Raw genomic sequence first — 18,782 nt, 5'->3', positions numbered from 1 at the left:
CAATAAAAAACCGTATATACGTGCGCATCTAATCTTTTTGTCAAAGCAATTGCTAAACAGGTGGAGTCCATATACGGAATAAGCTCTGCGTATCTACAGGTTATTTTTGCCTTTATCTGCGTTAACTTTGCGACTAATAGCCTGTGTTAGGTACGCAAATTTGCCTTAATAACCGAAAAACTACCTCTGTAGAGTTAATTTTGTGGATAAGGTAATAAAGTTAATCAGTTATTACAGCCACTATCCCGAGTTTAGATTATTTACTCTGATGCATCACAACTTAAGCCATTGCCAGCGCTTCATTTACTGGCTAAACGTAACCATTGTCGGCAGCGTGGCGAAATAGTAAAACGAGTTAGCCTTGCATGATTAATTTCTTGAGACAGTGGCATAGGATTTAGAGCATAGGATGAGGTATTAGCGGAAAATTCTGGCATTAGTGACAAGGCACACCGACCAACACTGCCAGAGGGTATCGCGATATGCGTGAAACACTATGTAATCCCCTAAACCATGAGTTAAAAGGCAAATCCCTCACATTGAATATCGTGCGAAATACCGCTCACAGGATCAATAAAGCGTAAACGTTGCGCCATAAGCTTCAATGGCGCAGCAAAGTTATCTGGCCCCCTATCGAGTAAGTTTGGATAAAAACGGTCATTTAACAGTGGCATGGCTAAACTTTGCATATGCACCCGCAGTTGATGGGTTTTGCCTGTAATGGGGCTTAAATGAAATAAACCGAGATTGCCTTTTATCGCCACCAGACTGATTTCAGAGTGGGTATTTGCCTCACCTGTCACTATCTCCATAGTAAAGCTAGGCTCACTGGGCTGCATACGGTTTTTGATCGTCCAATGCAAGGGCAAAGTTAAGCTACCATTTTGATATTGTTTAATAATATCTGGAGTAAGCTTTGCAATCGCTTGATAATCTTTACGTATCGCACCATCGATAAAGAGTTGATGATAACGGGCACGGGTTTCAGGGGAAACCGTCATTAAGATCACGCCTGCGGTTTCACGGTCGAGTCGATGAGCAGGGGCTATCGTGTCTATGCCGGTTCGCAATCTCAACCTATGGACCAAACATTCGTTCACATAATTACCGCTTGGGGTCACAGGTAAAAAGTGTGGTTTATAAGCCAAAATAATATTGTCATCTTGAAACAGGATCTGCTCCACAAACGGAATTTTTGTCTCTACGGGGACTTCACGATAGTAATACACCCGCGCAACTGGGCGATATTCCGTATCCAACGCAATCAAACTGCCATCTCGCCAGTGCACTTTTCCGTCCAAAATACGTTGGCGCCACACCTCTTCACCTATGCGGGAAAAATGCTGTACGAGGAAGGCAAACACTGTGGTTTTATCTATGGTATCCACGGGGAGCACTATGTGGGACGGTTGGGCGGCGCGAGCTGATGCGGTCATATCATTAAAAATAGCGGCTACTGACTGTTAGTCGCTATTCTACCTTTTATGGGGTTTTTCAGTCCACATGGGACTTAATAAGCTGCAGTACAAAATCCATGGTTTTATGACAATCAGGTTGATTAACCAGCACGAGTTTGTCTTGGTTGTACATAGGTAAGACTTCAAGCCAGCGCTGGCTGACCCAAGCCGCATCTTTTAAATACACATCGGAGTACAGTTCAAACAAATCAGGGTTCACCAGATAAAACTGCTCTAATGCAGCACTGATCAGTTCAAACTCCCCTTTAATCGGCTCTTGTTGCCAGTTACGGCAAGGTAACGTTCGTGCTATCCATAATTTATCTTTAGCCTGCACTGCCGAGAGAACACTAATCCTTTGTCGGCCCTCAAGCACAAGACTCAAAGAGCCATCTTCAAGCTGATTAAAATCGATAATGTCGCACTGGGTAGCGGTAGGATAACAGGGTGGATTACCACTGGAGCGCATTGTCGCAAATGCAAGCGCATATTTGCCCTTAAAGATATCGGCTACCATACGTAAATGGCCAGGGTCGACAATACGCACCTCCACCCGCCCCTGTGGCAGCAACAAACCATCGCGCATTAGTAACGCCATTTCTCGTGTTTGCATTACAACCTCCAGCGCCTCAAATAGAAGGAAACGAACCTCAACACATTCGCACTCCCTATTAGCTTAGAAGTGTAGCAGCTGAAATTATTTCCTTCCTAAAGCCACTGAGAGTAAAAACAAATTAACAGGCTCAGGCAAACTCAGGTCAACTTGTGGTGAACCAAGATTGTGATATCGACTCTTGGGGTAGCTTAGGGTTGGGTGACCTTAAAGCAATATCCGTCTCAGTAATTTTGGCGATGACATTGTCGGCTGTTCCGAACCAACGAGTGATATGAATTATAGCGATCAGTGAGTGATAGGATTACTTGTCAGGCATGCAGCGACGATGAACTGAGCTTCACTGCGGGAGTACAAAACATATTGGGTGTTTATCCAAAAAATGCCCCATGACAATAACTACCTCGGCATCTTCGCCTTTCCATTAACTAACACGGCATTTAGCTTTAATGACGACAACTTCTTAGCCACTAAATTCACTGACTCAGTAACCTAAGACAGTGGTGCTTGATGCAAAAACAGACCATTATACGGCCTGTTTTTTTATGTCTTAATGGCAGTAATCTGATTATAATCCTTACCATGCACTCCTTTCACTTTTGCCATATCGAGTAACCCATGATTGTTGATACCTTAGCTAACCGTCATATTTATCAGTCTTTAAGTCCTCGCCTTGCTACTGCGTTAGCCCATTTAGCAACAACCGACTTTAGTCAGTTACCCGTGGGTAATTATCCCCTCGATGGCGATAATATTTTTGTCATAGTTAATGACTATCAAACTGAACCTAAATCAACAAAACCCTTTGAAGTTCATCAAAAATATATCGATGTTCAATATGTTGTTAGCGGTGAAGAAGAGTTTGGTTACTTACCTTTAGCGGATCAAACTCCCTCAAAAGCTTATTTTGAGAAGCACGATTACGCTGAGTTTGATTACCAGACCAATAAAGCCGACGCCTCTTTTGTGCAACTTAAAGCGGGTATGTTTGCGCTATTTTTCCCCGGTGACATACATATGCCCGGTGCTGGTGATGTTGCCACCGCGGTTCGCAAAGTCGTGATAAAAGTAAAAATCTAAGTTTTGAGCCATATTTAGCCAAACTAAGCAGAATATTTTTAGCACAATAGCGACTTAAGCGCGCTGTGATATACGCTTTGGCTATTTCCGAATCGCGCTAAATATTGCTAAAATTGCCACAAATTTAAAGGAGAGTTCCTGAAATGCCCATTTACGTTGTCGGTCACAAAATTCCTGATTCTGATTCAATCTGCGGCGCTATCGCATTAGCCTATTTAAAAAACCAAATCGGTGAAGAAGCCGTTGCCGCACGTTTAGGTGAATTGTCACCCGAAACCGCCTTTATTCTGCAACGTTTTGGTCTTGAAGCGCCAGAGTACAAAACCAGCTATGCGGGCGAGCAAGTGTATATTGTTGACCATTCAGAGCTAACTCAAGCACCGGATGATATCGCCAAAGCAACTATCGTTGGTATTGTCGATCATCACAAGCTAGGCGATCTGACCACTGACACGCCGCTAGAATGCTGGATCCGTCCAGTAGGCTGTAGCAACACCATTATTAAAATGATGTACGATTTTTACCAAGTCGCGATCCCTAAAAATATTGCGGGTATCATGATGTGCGCCATTCTGAGCGATACCGTGATTTTCAAGTCACCCACTTGCACCACAGCTGATATTCGCTGCGTTGAAGCGTTAGCTGAAATCGCGGGCATTGAAGATTTTAAAGAGTTGGGCATGGAAATGTTCAAAGTGAAATCTGCTGTTCAAGGTACGCCAGCACGCGATTTAGTAATGCGTGACTTTAAAGACTTCAACATGAACGGCCACTTAGTCGGCATCGGCCAATTAGAAGTCATTGATCTATCGGTATTTGATGATATCAAAGCCGAGTTAGAAGCCGATATCAAAGCATTAAAAGTTGAAGGCAATCGCCACAGCGTATTATTGCTACTGACAGACATTATGAAAGAAGGCTCTGAGCTATTAATCATCTCCGATGATAGTGACCTAACCCAACGTGCCTACGGTAAACCCACCGTCGATGGCAAAGTGTGGCTAGATGGCGTATTAAGCCGTAAAAAACAAGTTGTACCGCAGCTACAAGCCGCATTTGCTTGATCGAGCTAATCTAAGCACAAATAAATAAGCACAAGTCTAAAAGCCGAACTCAGTTCGGCTTTTTTATAAATGCTATTACTTGAATATCGTATCCACTGCAGCTATTTAGTGCTTAGCGAGTCAGCTCAAACAGGCATGAAACTTTATTCACAGGGCTACCCAGACGTTAAGTTTCGCAGGTATGATGAGCCATTATTCTGCGAATCTTTTAGAGACTATTCAGAGGTTATGCCCGAAGCACTGCAACACATCATCACTGAACTCACACCTTGGCTACAGGAATATGGCTATTTTTTGCTGTTTGTCGCCATCGCGGTAGAAGGGTTTGGTATTCCCGCCCCAGGACAATCGTTATTAATTGTCGCCAGTTTATTAGCGGCCACAGGACAAATGTCATTGCCATTGGTACTGATCGTTGCCGCGTGTGGCGCACTCAGTGGTAATAGTTTGGGCTATTTTATCGGTTGGCGCTTTGGCGATGTGTTACTCAAAAAAGGCTGGATAAAACCGCAACTTGAAGACAAAATTCACAGCGTTATTAGTCAATATGGTATTGCGGCGTTAGTGTTGAGCCGATTTGTTGAGGGCTTAAAACAATTCATGTTTATCGGCTGCGGCCTCGCTAAAATGCCGCTTAAGCAGTTTATTATTGGCAATAGCCTTGCCACCAGCATTTGGGTAACATTATTTGGCTTGGGCCCAGTATTAATCCGTGATGAAATAACACCTATATTGGCATTTTATCATCAACATAAATACCCCACATGGGCCATTATTAGCTTATTACTCGCCGCATTACTGGTCTTTATTTGGCGTAAATGGCAGCTCAAAAAAACACAATAAATAACAAGTTACCGATTATTCCATTTCACCTTTAATTATCTCAATGATTTTATGAGCTTTGACGAAATGGTCTAATTGATGGGTGTGGATCCACCACGTTGCAGCCTCCATCAACAATGCTGGGTTATCATTTTTATTGGCAAAAAATGCGTAAAATGAAACACCGACATTATCGCCTTTTGCTGCAATTTTTTTATGACACACCTCAATGATTTTTGCCCTTAATACCGCTCGCATATTTCTCGCAACCTTAATCTAATCACTAACCCATTTACTCTCATTCTCAACAGCTACAAGCTATAAAACTCTCAAGGATAGAATGTGAGTCAGTATTATCTCTGCTCAGTCTCAAGCTTAGGTTGAGGCTCTACAGCGTCATTCGACTTAACCTCTCGCTCCGGTTCTAGTTCTCGCTCTAATTCTGGAGCAATTAATGCCTTTGGCGCTTCAATAATTTGCGGTTTAGTTAACGGCTCAGCAGATGGATTGGATTCTGCCGTTTGCTCAGCCAATGGTTCAACAATCACCACAGGCTGGGCTGGCGTAGCCTTTTCAGCTGTAGCACTGGTATCTTCCGTCTTTGGCGCTAAAGCACCCAGATCTTGGTTCGCAGGAGTTTCAACCGCATCTTTAGGGAGCTGGTTTCGATATAGATCAATCATAGTCATCACCTCTGATAAGGCTTTAGCATGCGCAGGTGTCAGAATACCATTGTGCCCAGAGACAATTTCATCCGACACTGCCAGCACCCATACTGCTTGCATATTCGCGTCAGGACAGGTTTGTACGGTACGACGAGCTTGCAAGCGAGCACGAACTTTCCAGCCTGAATGCGGTAGTGTCATCATACAGCCAGGAATTTTATCGTGTGCCATCAAAGCTGAAGGCATTTTCATCGGTGTATTACAGTTACCGCCAGAGCATCTATCGATGTCATGGGTAATTGCCCAAGAATTACCGACCGCCCGCTCACCATCTTTAATGTAATTAAAGGCTTCTTTTACTGCAAAATCACCCTTGGACTGTAACACCACCATACTAGGCTTTTGCCTGTCGAGGCTGACCAAGGTATCTAATGGCTGATAATCTTTGGCGGGCACAGCAGGGTTTAACAATAAGAATAAATTAGGGTTATCCTGCTGATGATCAATCGCAGCTTTAATGCGATTTTTACTGGCATGTAATACTACTGAGCCGCCCAAGCTATGACCCACTACCGTATAACGCAGCAATTTATGTTGTGTAACTAAGCTATCTAGCTTATCTAATAGCTGAGATAACCCTTCTTGGCCTATGCGTTTAGCAACACGTTTACGCTGTAAAATGGTAGGGAAATCTAAGGGTTCAATCCAACTAGTTGCATCTTCGGAGCCATCAAGCCAAAAAGGATCGTATTTGTCGCCACGCCAACCAATATATAAGCCCAGTAAGTTGCGTTGAGTATCGGATTTTGCCATCTCCTGATAAAATTGCTCAAAAGCGATATAATTTTCATCGTGCGGCTGCGCACTATGGTGCCAACCGTGAACAAAAATCAGCAACTCTGGGGGCGTACCATTATTTGGCTGTAAAATGCGCGCATCTAAACCTTGCCATTGCCTGTCGTCATGGGCCTGGCCTTGATCATTAAACTCAATGACATGAAAGTTTTGCTTAGCGATATCAGAGCCAGGAATGTGATAAGCCTGATCGGGGATAAAAGGAAGTAGAACACAAAGCGATAGCAACATTAAAAACAGTAGTTTGTACTGAGTAAATTTTTTCAGGCTCATTTATAACAACATAATTAACGGCCAGACTAGGCCAATATAGACGTGCTGAAAGGGACTAACAGCAAAAGTGCGAAAATTATACGCTAAGCGTGTTCTCCCAGCTAGTAACAAATTGACCGCTGAGGGCAAACGTTAGAGCCACAACAATACAAAACTTAAGCGGCGGTAGAATTTGCTTTAGTACGATAAATTTTAATTAAATGATAGATATTAATCAAAGCAACAAATGCATTCATGCCGGCAACGGGCCAAGCTGAAATAAATACGCCGTAAATAACAAACAAAGTACAACCTACAAAATTGAGCCATCGCAACCAAATAATATTTTTCATTGTCAGAGAGATAGCCACCATGATGGAAGCAAAATAACCAATAATTTCAACCGCATTGATAGCTTCCATGATGTCTCTTGTAGGCTCTTATCGTGTATAAATATAATGGCGTATCAACTCTCCCAAGGCAAATTAAGTTAATGAAACGCTGTAAAACATTGCTAAAATACCACTTTAGAACGTCATAAAAAGCCGTGACGGAATCGCGGCTAGTCAGCCTTAGCCGATAATTCCATTAGCTGCCAAAGTTTTATCGCTGAAGGATTAACAATCAAGTAGCAACAATACCGTGATTGATAACACTTTTCTTTTCAATAATCCCTTTTATACTGGCGTAAACTCGCTAAACTGTACGCAACGCGGATCAATAGGAGTGTAAATATGGAATACAACACCTCAGAACTATGTGACATGTACTTAGATGTCGTAGATGTAGTCGAGCCCATGTTCAGTAACTACGGTGGTTGTAGCTCTTTTGGCGGCTCTATCAGCACCATCAAGTGCTTTGAAGACAACGGCCTTATCGTCGATGTCTTACAAGAAGACGGCCAAGGTAAAGTCTTACTCATTGACGGTGGTGGTTCATTACGCCGTGCGCTGATCGATGGTGCTATTGCAGAGCTTGCGGTCAGAAATAACTGGGAAGGCATTATCGTTTACGGTTCTGTACGCGATGTAGACGCGTTGGAAGAATTAGATATCGGAATTCAAGCCATTGCTTCAATTCCAGTCGGTGCTGATGGTAATTCAGTAGGTGAAGTCGAAATTCCGGTCAACTTTGGCGGCGTGACTTTCTTACCTGGCGATCATATCTATGCAGATAACACAGGTGTGATTTTATCACCTGAACCTCTGGACATTGAGTAATCTCACTGCCTAGCCAAGAAAGCCAGCTAAGCTGGCTTTTTTATTCACTATTTTCAGCATTTACCCATTGAATCCTCGCCCCACACTGCGCCACAATAGCTTGACTCTGGCCGAATAAGCATACCCATCTATGCCTGAATTAATTCCCTTTACCCACACCGATATAGCCTCGCTCGTCAGCGTAAGAAACGGTGAAACTAAATTAGGCCAATGCGTCCATTTGGCCAATCACGAACATTCTTTAGAGACGATTCTCGCAACGGCAAGAGCACACGGTGCACGCTTTGCCATTATTGGCGTGAGCGAAGATATCGGCCCACGTGCCAATTTAGGCCGCGGCGGCGCAACCGATGCTTTTACTGCCAGCATGCGCCAATGGCTTAATCTACAATCTAATCGCTTCTTATCTGGTACTGAATGCCTAGTATTAGGCCAAGTGAATACTGCCGATTTACAGCAACAAACCACAAGTAACACAGCAGATAAGACTGACGTCACCTTAGGTGAATTACGCGATGCGGTTGAGCAATTAGACGAGCGCGTTATTCGCATCGTCAGAGCTATTTTAACAGCAGGTTTAGAGCCCATACTCATCGGCGGTGGCCACAACAATGCCTATGGCTTATTAATGGCGACTTACAGCCATTATCAGCGCCAAGTGGCGGCGGTAAATCTCGATCCCCACTCTGATTTTAGGCTGCTCGAAGGTCGTCACAGCGGCAATGGTTTTAGTTACGCAGCCGATCGCGGCGCCTTAGGTTATTACCATGTGCTGGGTTTACACGAATTAAAAAACAGTGAAACGAATCTAAGTCAACTCACAGAATTTGGTGGTACTTGGCATAGTTTGCAGCAAATTTGGATTCGCCGCGAACTCAGCCTTAGCGAGGCTTTAGTTGATATTGCCGCCAAACTGAATGATAAAGGTTTGCCTGTTGGGTTAGAACTGGACGTCGATGCAATTGCTAAAATGCCCAGTAGCGCCTCAACCATAGCCGGTGTGCCCTTGCTCGATGCCGCGCATTATGTCAGTTATATTGCCCGTCACTGCCCTTGCGCTTATTTGCATTTAGCCGAAGCTGCACCAAGTTGCCACGAGGCAGGAATTGAAGCTGGATTAAGGGACGTAGGCCAGAGTTTAAGCGAGCTTATCTACGCCTATATACAAGCGCGCACAGCATTTTTAACACAGTAATCTACCACTTAGCATCCAACAAAGCGCTAAGCTATTCACCAAATCCTGATATTGTGGTCTAATGCCAGTCCATTTATGTGGTCTATGAGCACTTCATCCAAAGCCTGATGGAGTCTGCCTTAAGCTAAGGTATTGAAGTTAGTTTATTAGCTCGATCACAGAGTGATAGATCAAAGATTCAGCAAATGCAGGCGATGGCTTACACTCGCAGCTAATACATTGCAAAACAAATAGGAACACATTGATGTCTGAGGGCGAATCTAAAAGTACCCACTTTGGTTACAAAACCGTAGAAGCTGATAAAAAAGCCGAACTCGTTGCCGGCGTGTTTCATTCTGTTGCCGCGAAATACGACATAATGAATGATGTGATGTCATTCGGCATTCACCGCTACTGGAAGCGCTACACCATTGAAGTGTCTGGCGCCCGCCCTGGCATGAAAGTGCTCGACTTAGCTGGCGGCACAGGCGACTTAACCGCAAAATTCTCTCACTTAGTGGGTGATAAAGGTGAAGTGGTTTTAGCCGATATTAACGATTCTATGTTGAAAGTCGGCCGCACTAAGCTGCGTGACAAGGGCATAGTGAACAATGTCAGTTATGTACAAGCAAATGCTGAAGCGCTGCCGTTTCCCGATAATCACTTCGACATCATTACCATCGCTTTTGGTTTACGTAACGTAACCGATAAAGATGCAGCGCTACGTTCAATGAACCGCGTCCTTAAGCCAGGCGGTAAACTATTAGTGCTAGAGTTTTCTAAGCCTCAGCATGAAATCATGCGTAAAGTGTATGATTTATATAGCTTCAAAGTTTTACCTAAGATGGGTGAGTTCATCACTAAAGATGCCGACAGCTACGAATATCTAGCTGAATCTATTCGCATGCACCCAGACCAAGACACGCTGAAGCAAATGATGGTAGATGCAGGCTTTGAGCAATGCGATTACACCAACATGACTGACGGCATTGTTGCATTACACCGTGGTTATAAATTCTAATGATGCCGCAAGAAGTGGTACTGCTCATTTGCGCCGCTATTGAAACGGGCCTGAAAAAAATTCAGGCTCAAGCGGGTGACGACTATTCGCGCCAGCGCCAACTGCATGGCAAAGTGTTTCGCATCCAATTGTCGCAGCTCAGCTGGCCAATCTATTTGATTTTTGCCAAAGAAATCCAAGTATTGAGCCGCTATGAAGGTGACGTTGATGTCAGTCTACACGCCGATGTAACTACGCTTTATCGCGTGAGTGAAGGCGCAAACCTCACCGAATTGATTAAACAAGATAAGCTCAAACTTGAGGGCGACCTCAATTTATTACAAAGCTTTAGCCATTATCTACGCGGTATTGAGTTTGACTTTGCCGAACCAATATCCCGCTATTTAGGTGATGGTCCCACGCATAAGCTCATCAGTTCAGGGCGGCAAGCCAAAAACTTCGCGCTTGAGGTGTTATGTAAAACACGCTCGCATTTAGGGCAACTCGCAGTAGAAGAGTATCGCCTCGCGCCACATCGGATTGAGTTAATTCATTTTCGCGATCAAATGGATGATTTAGTTGCCGATACCCGCGCGATTGAACAACGGATAGCCCAATTAAGAGATCAAATTAAGCCATGACCTTTGCCAGTGTCCGCCGCGGCTACCACGTCATCAAGACCTTACTTCAATACGGATTAGATGACGTATTGCCGCCAAAGATGACACCTTGGTACTTTAAACTCGCCCGTAATAGCCTGTTTTGGATCCGCAATAAACATAAACAAAAACCCGGTGGCGAACGCTTAAAGCTGGCGATGCAAGAACTGGGGCCTGTGTATATTAAACTCGGGCAAATGTTGTCGACTCGCCGCGATTTACTAAGCGATGAATGGGCCAGTGAATTGGCCATGCTACAGGATAAAGTCCCGCCATTTGATGGTGCTCTGGCACGCCAAGCGATTGAGGCAGAACTAAAAGCGCCAATTGAATCGCTATTCGATGACTTTAATGAAACGCCACTGGCCTCAGCCTCTATTTCTCAGGTGCATACCGCAACCTTAAGATCAAACGGCAAAGATATTGTTCTAAAAGTATTGCGCCCAAATGTGGAAGATAAAATCAAAGCGGATCTGCAGTTAATGTCGCAAACCGCCAAGTTGATTGAATATCTCCTCGGTGAAGGTAACCGCCTACGTCCAGCTGAAGTGATTGAAGATTATCGCGTGACAATTTTAGGTGAACTAAACCTTAAACTCGAAGCCTTAAACGCCATAAAGCTGCGTAATAACTTCCTCGGCTCAGATGCGCTCTATGTACCTTATGTGTATGAGGAGTTCTGTTACCCGCGCCTAATGGTTATGGAGCGTATTTACGGTATTCCTGTGTCTGATATCGCGGCATTAACCGCGCAAGGCACCAATTTCAAGCTATTAGCTGAGCGCGGTGTTGAGCTATTTTTCACCCAAGTGTTTCGCGATAACTTTTTCCATGCTGACATGCATCCAGGCAATATCTTTATTTCCCGTGACCATCCAGAAAACCCCTATTACATCGGGTTAGACTGCGGCATTATGGGCACGCTCAGCGATGTCGATAAACGCTATCTAGCCGAGAATTTCCTCGCCTTCTTTAATCGCGATTACCATCGAATTGCCCAGCTCTATATTGAATCTGGCTGGGTATCAGAAAAAACCGATCTGCAAGCCTTTGAACAAGCGGTTAAAGTGGTATGTGAACCTATGTTTAACAAACCGCTCGACGAAATCTCCTTTGGCCATGTGCTACTCGAACTATTTCGCACCGCGCGTCACTTCGATATTGTGGTGCAACCACAGTTGGTACTGCTGGAAAAAACCTTACTTTACATTGAAGGTCTAGGCCGTCAGTTATACCCACAGTTGGATTTATGGCAAACCGCTAAACCGTTTTTAGAGCAGTGGATGGCCGAGCAAGTGGGCCCTAAAGCCATGTTTAAAAAGGTATCCACAAAACTGCCATATTGGGCTGATAAACTGCCAGAATTCCCTGAACTGATTTACGATAATCTTAAGTTAGGCAGGAAATTGCTGAGCTCTCAGCAACAAATGCTAGATAAATATTTGAAATATCAACAGCAAGCACATAAGAGTAATTACTTGCTTATCACTTCTGCTATTTTATTGATCTGCGGCACGTTATTGATCAATAGAGACGCTACACTATGGACCCCTTATATATGTCTCATCTCAGGCATTATATTATGGTTTGTCGGATGGCGATCTAGGCCAAAGAATCGCAAATTTTAGCTAGCACTAATAAATCAGAGGTTCATAATAGAACCGATATCAATTAAGAGGATACCTTTATGGGTGGTATTAGTATTTGGCAACTTCTTATCGTTGCGTTAATCGTGGTGTTGTTGTTCGGAACAAAAAAATTACGCTCGTTGGGCGGTGATTTAGGTGGTGCGGTGAAAGGCTTTAAAAATGCCATGTCTTCTGAAGAAGATAAAAAGGCATTAGAAGACACCGAAGCGGCTAAAACAGCACAAACGACCCAACAGGCGACTGAAAAGAAACCTGAGTCCAACAAAGAACAGGTGTAACTCTTTATGTTTGACGGTATCGGCTTTATGGAGCTGCTGCTGATCGGTGTTTTGGGGCTAGTGGTACTTGGCCCCGAACGTCTACCGGTCGCGGTGCGTTCAATAACGGGTTGGATACGTGCGATGAAACGCATGGCTAACTCGGTAAAAGAAGAACTTGAGCAGGAGCTGAAGATTGAGCAATTGCATGCGGATCTTAAAAAAGCCGAGAGCAAAGGGTTATCAAACCTTTCACCTGAGCTTAAAGAATCCATTGAGCAACTAAAGCAAGCGGCGCAATCGGTGAATCGTCCTTATCAGGTTCAGGAACCGTCGAAAGACACGCCAGCTCCAGAGAATCAAATTCATAGCCCAGTTGAAACGACTAAAGCTCATTCAAACCCAGTTGTAGAGGCGAGTCCAACATCAGTATCTTCCGCAGCATCAAGTGAGTCATCTCAGAGTGCGGATACCGCTTCTAACCCGAAAGCTAACGGATAATCAATGTCGCCACAGCAGCCACTCATCAGCCACTTGCTTGAACTTAGGTCCAAGCTGCTTAAATCAATTAGCAGTGTATTATTAGTATTCATTTGCAGTGTATATTGGGCAAATGATATCTACCACTACATGGCAATACCATTAATGCAGTCTTTACCTACTGGTGGCAGCATGATTGCGACTGACGTCGCTGCGCCTTTTTTCGCCCCGTTTAAATTAACCTTAGTATTATCTTTTTTTGTCGCCGTGCCCTACGTGTTGTTCCAAATCTGGTCCTTCGTCGCACCGGGGTTATACAAGCATGAAAAACGTTTGGTTATGCCGCTCCTCTTTAGCAGTACCCTCTTGTTTTATTTAGGGATTGCTTTCGCTTATTACATTGTATTCCCGGTTGTTTTTGGCTTTTTCGCCAATACAGCACCCGAAGGAGTACAAGTTGCTACCGATATCAGTAGCTATCTTGATTTTGTATTGAAGCTTTTCTTTGCTTTTGGCCTGTCCTTTGAAATCCCCATCGCCGTAGTTTTACTGTGCTGGGCGGGGGTGACGACGCCTGAAGAGCTCAAACAAAAACGCCCTTATATCGTTGTAGGTGCCTTCGTTGTCGGTATGTTGTTAACCCCACCTGATGTTATCTCTCAGACTATGCTTGCTGTGCCAATGCTGTTATTGTTTGAAGCAGGTTTATTCGCCGCTCGTTTCTACAGTAAGCCTGATGATGAGTCTGACGACGAAACCGAAAAAACGAACAGCTAACGTTCTAACAGGACGTTAGAAAAATATAATAATAAGGAAGACCCTCATGCGCTTAACTCTTATTACAGCGGCAATAATACTCGTATCAGCTCAAGCAAATGCCAGTATTGAACAGCAATTATCCCAATGTGCCGGTACAGCAGATAAGCTCGAACGATTAATTTGCTTCGATAAGTTAGCCGCAAGTGTAAAAGATAATGTTGCTAACATCACGAGCCCCCAAATAACACCAGCAGCAGTTACAACCGTAGCGGCAACAACCGCGGTAGTTACCACGGCTTCCAAAGCATCAGCAACTGATAATTTTGGTATGGAAGCCAAGCGTGTGGATGACAATGCTGTTGATAAGATTTATTTAGAAGTTCAATCGATTGAAGAAGATGCCTACGGAGCCATTAAAGTGACTTTCACCAATGGCCAAGTTTGGAAACAAACTGACAATCGTAAGTTTACCTTAAAGCAAGGCGACACTGTCTATATTGAAAAAGCTGCATTAGGCTCTTTCTTGCTAGGTACTGATGAACGCAATGCCAAGGCACGAGTGAAACGCCTAAAATAATGCCCTCATACATAGATGTAGCAGTCAATTTACTTGGCAGTGCGCTCGAAGCAGATATAGCGTTAATCATACAAGCGGCGGCGGACCAAGGGGTTTCGCCGTTAATTGTTATTGGCAGCGATTTAGCCGAGAGTGCTGCTGCCATTGCCCTCTGCCAACAATACCCTCGTCGCCTTTACTGCACTGCTGGTGTGCATCCACATCATGCCAGTGGTTGGAATGTTGACTCAAGAACACAACAAGCAGAGCTTTGCCAAGCACCGCAAGTCGTTGCCGTTGGCGAATGCGGCTTAGACTACAATCGTGATTTTTCACCTCGACCTATTCAGCGCCAAACTTTTATTGCCCAGCTTGAATTAGCGATTGAATTACAAATGCCGATATTGATGCACGAACGTGATGCCCATGAAGACTTTATTGCTATATTACGTGAATACCGCCCGCAGCTTACAGGCGCATTATTACATTGCTTCACTGGCACTCATGAGCAAATGGAAGCCTATATTGACCTCGATTTACACTTAGGTATTACGGGTTGGGTTTGCGATGAAAGACGCGGCCAGTCATTAGCACAGCTCGTGCCATACATTCCGCAAAACCGTATATTAATTGAAACTGATAGCCCGTTTTTGTTGCCTCGTAGCATGCGACCAAAACCTAAATCGAGTAAAAACAAGCCCGAGTACCTTCCCTACATCGCTAACTATATCGCGGATTTACGTGGTGAAAATGCAGATGAATTTGCAGAACGTTGCTACCAAAATAGCCTAACGTTTTTTAAGTTGGATCAGCTCCATGCTTAAAAACTTTTTCTCATTAATATTATTGCTGGGGCTATGGATATGCTCATCGCCTACAAGCGCAATCTTACTCAGTATTGATGAATCGACGACAACCCCTCTAAACCTGACTCCTTGGCTAATGGTGGCACATCCAGTGTCGGCTAATAATTTAGCCGACATACAAGCCTTACCTAAAAATGACTGGCACAGCTTTACCAACGCAGATATTCAAAAGCTCAGCGGTCACGATTTTTGGCTCAACTTTAGCTTAACTAGCCCAGACAAAATAATTTCACATATTTTAGCTTTAGATAATCCGTTGTTAGATAAGATCACTATTTACCATTTAGTCGATAACAGCCTCATCAATACCACCATCATGGGTGACATTTTCCCCTATAGTGAACGTCCATTTTTAAGTAACATCTTCCTGTATCCTTTTAAGATTAATAAGAATGATACACACACCTTCTATCTACATATTCAAACAGAAGGCAACGCTGCAGTACCGCTAAATTTGTGGTCATCTAACGACTTAGCGCAAATAGCTGAAGCAACTGCTGTCGAACACGGTTTCCAGTTGGGTATACTCGCTGCAATTGGTATTTTCAGTCTTTTTATCGCCTTTGCATCCGGTTCATTTAGTTACAGCTATTACTCTGGCTACGTGCTCAGCATGACCTTACTCGTTGCGACAATTAACGGTTTTGCTTTCCGATATCTGTGGCCAGACTGGCCTGTATTGCAACAAATTATGGTGCCATTTTTGCTACCTGTTGTGATGGCCTTTGCACTAATGTTCACTGAGAAAATACTGCAGCTTAAATATTTGAGCCGTCGCATGTTACTCATTTGTCGCTATAGCGCTTTGTACATATTCTGCGTCGGATTAGCCTCGCCTTTTATGCGTTATGGCAACGCCTTGTATATTGAGATTATTTCAGTAGCAGTGATCAGCTTAGTCCTTATGCTCTTTGCCATAATTCAGGCCATCAATGGCCATAAACTCGCTCGAATGTATACGATTGGATGGATGAGTATGCTTACAGGTGCCTGCATCAGTAGCTTGTTATACTTGAATGTTATCGAATTAAATGTAAAGCCACAAACCCCGGTAATGCTGGGTCTTACTTTTGAAATTATCTTCATGTCACTGGTGCTCGCCATCCGTTATAACGATGAACGAAAAGCAAAAATACGTATCCAGCAAGAAGCATTAAAGCAAGCCCAGAAAATTCGCAGTGCACGGGAAGAAGCCTTAAAAGCCGAAGCGGAGAGCAATCAAAAACTTGAGCAAATGGTACAAGAACGGACTTTAGAGCTCGAAATCACCCTTAGAGAACTGCATGAGGTAAACCACAAGCTAACAGAACAAAGTACTATTGATAGTCTCACTGGGGTTAAAAATCGAAGTGCTTTTGATAAACGTCTTATTGCAGAAAGCCGCATCAGTCGTCGCCAAGAAACGCCAATCGCATTACTCATGCTCGATATTGATCGGTTTAAATCAATTAACGACCAATATGGTCACCTTGCAGGCGATCAGGCATTACGCGTTATTGCTCAAACCTTACAGCAACATTTAAAGCGGCCAACGGATCTAGTATCACGTTTTGGCGGTGAGGAATTTGCTATTATCCTGCCAAATACGGTGGCTGAAGGTGCTATTCAAGTTGCTGAAACGATAAGAGAAGCCGTAGCAGCCATTAAGTTTGAATGGGAGGGGAAAGTCATTCCTTTATCCATTAGTATCGGGGTCAGCGCTGATATCGTCACCCATGAACAACACGGCACAGAATTGTTAGAACAAGCCGATAAAGCACTTTATCAGGCAAAAAATGGCGGGCGTAACCAAGTAAGACTGTATTCGCCAGCAGCAACACCAGCATCTAATTAGGAGTCAAATGTGAACATTATTACCAGTGCCTTTCCTCAGCGTAGAATGCGCCGCATGCGTAAACATGATTTTAGTCGTAGACTCATGGCTGAAAACCACTTAAGTGTGAATGACTTAATTTACCCTATGTTTATCATTGAAGGGACTAATCGCAGCGAAAAGATTACGTCTATGCCTGGCATAGAACGCTATACGATTGATTTATTGTTAAAAGAAGCCGCAGAACTCGTCGAGCTAGGTATCCCATTAATCGCATTATTCCCTGTAACGCCAGCCGAGAAAAAAACATTATTGGCAGAAGAGGCATATAACGCCAATGCTTTAGTACAACGTGCTGTACGTGAACTTAAAAAAGCCTTTCCACAGCTTGGGATCATGACCGACGTAGCACTGGACCCCTTCACGACTCACGGTCAAGACGGGATTATCGATGAGACGGGCTATATACTTAACGACATCACAACCGACATTCTAGTGAAGCAAGCATTATCGCATGCTGAAGCTGGTGCCGATATCATCGCGCCATCAGATATGATGGATGGCCGTATTGGCGCTATCCGTCTAGCATTAGAAGCGGCAGGCTATGTAAACACCCAAATCATGGCTTACTCAGCAAAATACTCTTCAAGCTATTATGGGCCATTCCGTGATGCAGTAGGCTCAGCAGGTAATCTGAAGGGGGGCAATAAACACAGCTATCAAATGGACCCCGCGAACAGTGATGAAGCGTTGCACGAGGTTGCACTCGATATTCAAGAAGGCGCTGACATGGTGATGGTGAAACCGGGCATGCCGTATTTAGATATCGTCCATCGCGTAAAAACAGAACTAGCAGTACCTACTTTTGCCTATCAAGTGAGTGGCGAGTACGCCATGCACATGGCCGCGATTCAGAATGGCTGGTTAGCAGAAAAAGCCATTGTAATGGAATCATTACTTTGTTTTAAACGCGCAGGTGCTGATGGCATATTAACTTACTTTGCAAAACGCACAGCTCAATGGCTTAAAGAAGCCTAGAATATCGGCGTGGTAAAAGAACAATCATAAGACTAATGCCATTCGCAGTGAAGTGAATGGCATTTTTATTGGATTATTTTTAACGTAATACCAATCCGTATAAAATTGTCATCTAAAACACTTACCATTTTCACATCATTTTATACTGTGAAAAATTACACGTCTGTTGAGCTCATTAAGCTATCAAAATCATAAAAAGACGCCGGTATGCGTATTCGCATACCGGCAGTTTCTTGTTTCCTGGAATGTCACAACCGTGCTCAAGTCGCTCGCCAACTAAAGGTCAGTCGTCGCAGTGTCAATAAATGGGTTAAAAACGACTTAAATATGGGCATTGATGGCTTGAAAGCCAATATGAATTCGACAAATGCAAGTAAACTCGACGAACACCAAAAGTAGGCTCTCCTATCACAACATATAGGCCAATCAAGTCGCTCCAAGCACCCAAAACAATCCTGAGAAGCTCAAGAAGCGTTTAAAAAACTCATTTCTAAAACGATCGC

At 43.8% G+C, this 18,782-nt stretch carries 21 protein-coding genes; 16 read left to right on the top strand and 5 right to left on the bottom strand.

Annotated features, from left to right (window positions below; genetic code table 11):
* Positions 1-518: 518 nt before the first annotated feature.
* Both L2717_RS17350 and L2717_RS17345 read right to left on the bottom strand, forming a co-directional pair.
* Positions 519-1,436, bottom strand: a complete 918-nt coding sequence (locus L2717_RS17350) for a pseudouridine synthase (protein ID WP_220774791.1) — start codon at positions 1,434-1,436, stop codon at positions 519-521.
* Between the two features lie 58 nt (positions 1,437-1,494).
* Positions 1,495-2,070 (bottom strand): LON peptidase substrate-binding domain-containing protein, encoded by a 576-nt coding sequence (locus L2717_RS17345; protein ID WP_220774792.1) that lies wholly within the window; start codon positions 2,068-2,070, stop codon positions 1,495-1,497.
* Positions 2,071-2,688: 618 nt separating this feature from the next.
* On the opposite strand from L2717_RS17345, the gene L2717_RS17340 reads away from it, so the two are divergent.
* The 3 genes from L2717_RS17340 to L2717_RS17330 all read left to right on the top strand — a co-directional run bounded on the left by L2717_RS17340 (position 2,689) and on the right by L2717_RS17330 (position 5,057).
* Positions 2,689-3,150 (top strand): NanQ anomerase/TabA/YiaL family protein, encoded by a 462-nt coding sequence (locus tag L2717_RS17340; protein ID WP_220774793.1) that lies wholly within the window; start codon positions 2,689-2,691, stop codon positions 3,148-3,150.
* Positions 3,151-3,293: 143 nt separating this feature from the next.
* Positions 3,294-4,214, top strand: a complete 921-nt coding sequence (locus L2717_RS17335; protein ID WP_220774794.1) for a manganese-dependent inorganic pyrophosphatase — start codon at positions 3,294-3,296, stop codon at positions 4,212-4,214.
* Positions 4,215-4,442: 228 nt separating this feature from the next.
* A complete protein-coding gene (locus tag L2717_RS17330) occupies positions 4,443-5,057 on the top strand; it encodes a DedA family protein (protein ID WP_220774797.1) in 615 nt (204 codons plus the stop codon).
* A 15-nt stretch (positions 5,058-5,072) separates the two neighbouring features.
* Here L2717_RS17330 and L2717_RS17325 read toward each other — a convergent pair whose 3' ends face one another.
* The 3 genes from L2717_RS17325 to L2717_RS17315 all read right to left on the bottom strand — a co-directional run bounded on the left by L2717_RS17325 (position 5,073) and on the right by L2717_RS17315 (position 7,230).
* Complete coding sequence (locus L2717_RS17325; RefSeq protein WP_220774795.1) at positions 5,073-5,294, bottom strand: DUF6500 family protein; 222 nt, start codon at positions 5,292-5,294, stop codon at positions 5,073-5,075.
* Between the two features lie 95 nt (positions 5,295-5,389).
* Positions 5,390-6,829: an alpha/beta hydrolase family protein gene (locus L2717_RS17320; RefSeq protein WP_220774796.1), complete on the bottom strand. Its 1,440-nt coding sequence runs from the start codon at positions 6,827-6,829 to the stop codon at positions 5,390-5,392.
* Positions 6,830-6,984: 155 nt separating this feature from the next.
* Positions 6,985-7,230 carry a uroporphyrinogen decarboxylase gene (locus L2717_RS17315; protein ID WP_220774347.1) on the bottom strand — a complete coding sequence of 82 codons (246 nt, stop codon included), beginning with the start codon at positions 7,228-7,230 and terminating at the stop codon, positions 6,985-6,987.
* Positions 7,231-7,542: 312 nt separating this feature from the next.
* Between L2717_RS17315 and rraA the strand changes: the two genes are divergently transcribed.
* The 13 genes from rraA (at position 7,543) to L2717_RS17250 (ending at position 18,678) form a co-directional block, all read left to right on the top strand.
* Positions 7,543-8,028, top strand: coding sequence for a ribonuclease E activity regulator RraA (gene rraA / locus L2717_RS17310; protein WP_220774346.1), 486 nt, complete (start codon positions 7,543-7,545; stop codon positions 8,026-8,028).
* 130 nt (positions 8,029-8,158) lie between these two features.
* Positions 8,159-9,223, top strand: a complete 1,065-nt coding sequence (locus tag L2717_RS17305; RefSeq protein ID WP_220774345.1) for a formimidoylglutamase — start codon at positions 8,159-8,161, stop codon at positions 9,221-9,223.
* A gap of 244 nt (positions 9,224-9,467) precedes the next feature.
* Complete coding sequence (gene ubiE, locus L2717_RS17300) at positions 9,468-10,223, top strand: bifunctional demethylmenaquinone methyltransferase/2-methoxy-6-polyprenyl-1,4-benzoquinol methylase UbiE (RefSeq protein ID WP_076498710.1); 756 nt, start codon at positions 9,468-9,470, stop codon at positions 10,221-10,223.
* Complete coding sequence (locus L2717_RS17295; protein WP_076498712.1) at positions 10,223-10,843, top strand: ubiquinone biosynthesis accessory factor UbiJ; 621 nt, start codon at positions 10,223-10,225, stop codon at positions 10,841-10,843. The genes ubiE and L2717_RS17295 overlap by 1 nt, the downstream gene beginning before the upstream one ends.
* Positions 10,840-12,489 carry a ubiquinone biosynthesis regulatory protein kinase UbiB gene (gene ubiB, locus L2717_RS17290; RefSeq protein ID WP_220774344.1) on the top strand — a complete coding sequence of 550 codons (1,650 nt, stop codon included), beginning with the start codon at positions 10,840-10,842 and terminating at the stop codon, positions 12,487-12,489. The genes L2717_RS17295 and ubiB overlap by 4 nt, the downstream gene beginning before the upstream one ends.
* 59 nt (positions 12,490-12,548) lie before the next feature.
* Positions 12,549-12,788: a Sec-independent protein translocase subunit TatA gene (gene tatA, locus L2717_RS17285; RefSeq protein WP_220774343.1), complete on the top strand. Its 240-nt coding sequence runs from the start codon at positions 12,549-12,551 to the stop codon at positions 12,786-12,788.
* Positions 12,789-12,794: 6 nt separating this feature from the next.
* Positions 12,795-13,268 carry a Sec-independent protein translocase protein TatB gene (tatB, locus tag L2717_RS17280; protein WP_220774342.1) on the top strand — a complete coding sequence of 158 codons (474 nt, stop codon included), beginning with the start codon at positions 12,795-12,797 and terminating at the stop codon, positions 13,266-13,268.
* Between the two features lie 3 nt (positions 13,269-13,271).
* On the top strand, positions 13,272-14,024 hold the full coding sequence (gene tatC, locus L2717_RS17275; protein ID WP_220774341.1) for a twin-arginine translocase subunit TatC: 753 nt from the start codon (positions 13,272-13,274) through the stop codon (positions 14,022-14,024).
* Between the two features lie 46 nt (positions 14,025-14,070).
* Positions 14,071-14,583 (top strand): hypothetical protein, encoded by a 513-nt coding sequence (locus L2717_RS17270; RefSeq protein ID WP_220774340.1) that lies wholly within the window; start codon positions 14,071-14,073, stop codon positions 14,581-14,583.
* A complete protein-coding gene (locus tag L2717_RS17265) occupies positions 14,583-15,386 on the top strand; it encodes a TatD family hydrolase (RefSeq protein ID WP_220774339.1) in 804 nt (267 codons plus the stop codon). The genes L2717_RS17270 and L2717_RS17265 overlap by 1 nt, the downstream gene beginning before the upstream one ends.
* On the top strand, positions 15,379-17,262 hold the full coding sequence (locus L2717_RS17260; protein WP_220774338.1) for a sensor domain-containing diguanylate cyclase: 1,884 nt from the start codon (positions 15,379-15,381) through the stop codon (positions 17,260-17,262). Before L2717_RS17265 ends, L2717_RS17260 begins: the two co-directional genes overlap by 8 nt.
* Positions 17,263-17,271: 9 nt before the next feature.
* A complete protein-coding gene (gene hemB / locus L2717_RS17255; protein WP_220774337.1) occupies positions 17,272-18,279 on the top strand; it encodes a porphobilinogen synthase in 1,008 nt (335 codons plus the stop codon).
* Positions 18,280-18,486: 207 nt separating this feature from the next.
* The gene (locus L2717_RS17250) at positions 18,487-18,678 is read left to right on the top strand and encodes a helix-turn-helix domain-containing protein (RefSeq protein ID WP_220774336.1); all 192 of its coding nucleotides are present in this window, start codon (positions 18,487-18,489) and stop codon (positions 18,676-18,678) included.
* Positions 18,679-18,782: the final 104 nt, after the last annotated feature.

The organism is Shewanella glacialipiscicola (assembly GCF_023283485.1).
Taxonomy (GTDB): Bacteria; Pseudomonadota; Gammaproteobacteria; order Enterobacterales; family Shewanellaceae; genus Shewanella; species Shewanella glacialipiscicola.
The sequence above is the reverse complement of the archived record's forward strand: the minus strand, read 5'-3'. Positions and strand labels throughout refer to the sequence as shown.

What these genes read in the sequence shown, in the direction of transcription:
- L2717_RS17350 (WP_220774791.1), bottom strand. Translation starts at nt 1,436, where the DNA reads ATGACCGCATCAGCTCGCGCCGCCCAACCGTCCCACATAGTGCTCCCC.
- L2717_RS17345 (WP_220774792.1), bottom strand. Translation starts at nt 2,070, where the DNA reads ATGCAAACACGAGAAATGGCGTTACTAATGCGCGATGGTTTGTTGCTG.
- L2717_RS17340 (WP_220774793.1), top strand. Translation starts at nt 2,689, where the DNA reads ATGATTGTTGATACCTTAGCTAACCGTCATATTTATCAGTCTTTAAGT.
- L2717_RS17335 (WP_220774794.1), top strand. Translation starts at nt 3,294, where the DNA reads ATGCCCATTTACGTTGTCGGTCACAAAATTCCTGATTCTGATTCAATC.
- L2717_RS17330 (WP_220774797.1), top strand. Translation starts at nt 4,443, where the DNA reads ATGCCCGAAGCACTGCAACACATCATCACTGAACTCACACCTTGGCTA.
- L2717_RS17325 (WP_220774795.1), bottom strand. Translation starts at nt 5,294, where the DNA reads ATGCGAGCGGTATTAAGGGCAAAAATCATTGAGGTGTGTCATAAAAAA.
- L2717_RS17320 (WP_220774796.1), bottom strand. Translation starts at nt 6,829, where the DNA reads ATGAGCCTGAAAAAATTTACTCAGTACAAACTACTGTTTTTAATGTTG.
- L2717_RS17315 (WP_220774347.1), bottom strand. Translation starts at nt 7,230, where the DNA reads ATGGAAGCTATCAATGCGGTTGAAATTATTGGTTATTTTGCTTCCATC.
- rraA (WP_220774346.1), top strand. Translation starts at nt 7,543, where the DNA reads ATGGAATACAACACCTCAGAACTATGTGACATGTACTTAGATGTCGTA.
- L2717_RS17305 (WP_220774345.1), top strand. Translation starts at nt 8,159, where the DNA reads ATGCCTGAATTAATTCCCTTTACCCACACCGATATAGCCTCGCTCGTC.
- ubiE (WP_076498710.1), top strand. Translation starts at nt 9,468, where the DNA reads ATGTCTGAGGGCGAATCTAAAAGTACCCACTTTGGTTACAAAACCGTA.
- L2717_RS17295 (WP_076498712.1), top strand. Translation starts at nt 10,223, where the DNA reads ATGATGCCGCAAGAAGTGGTACTGCTCATTTGCGCCGCTATTGAAACG.
- ubiB (WP_220774344.1), top strand. Translation starts at nt 10,840, where the DNA reads ATGACCTTTGCCAGTGTCCGCCGCGGCTACCACGTCATCAAGACCTTA.
- tatA (WP_220774343.1), top strand. Translation starts at nt 12,549, where the DNA reads ATGGGTGGTATTAGTATTTGGCAACTTCTTATCGTTGCGTTAATCGTG.
- tatB (WP_220774342.1), top strand. Translation starts at nt 12,795, where the DNA reads ATGTTTGACGGTATCGGCTTTATGGAGCTGCTGCTGATCGGTGTTTTG.
- tatC (WP_220774341.1), top strand. Translation starts at nt 13,272, where the DNA reads ATGTCGCCACAGCAGCCACTCATCAGCCACTTGCTTGAACTTAGGTCC.
- L2717_RS17270 (WP_220774340.1), top strand. Translation starts at nt 14,071, where the DNA reads ATGCGCTTAACTCTTATTACAGCGGCAATAATACTCGTATCAGCTCAA.
- L2717_RS17265 (WP_220774339.1), top strand. Translation starts at nt 14,583, where the DNA reads ATGCCCTCATACATAGATGTAGCAGTCAATTTACTTGGCAGTGCGCTC.
- L2717_RS17260 (WP_220774338.1), top strand. Translation starts at nt 15,379, where the DNA reads ATGCTTAAAAACTTTTTCTCATTAATATTATTGCTGGGGCTATGGATA.
- L2717_RS17250 (WP_220774336.1), top strand. Translation starts at nt 18,487, where the DNA reads ATGCGTATTCGCATACCGGCAGTTTCTTGTTTCCTGGAATGTCACAAC.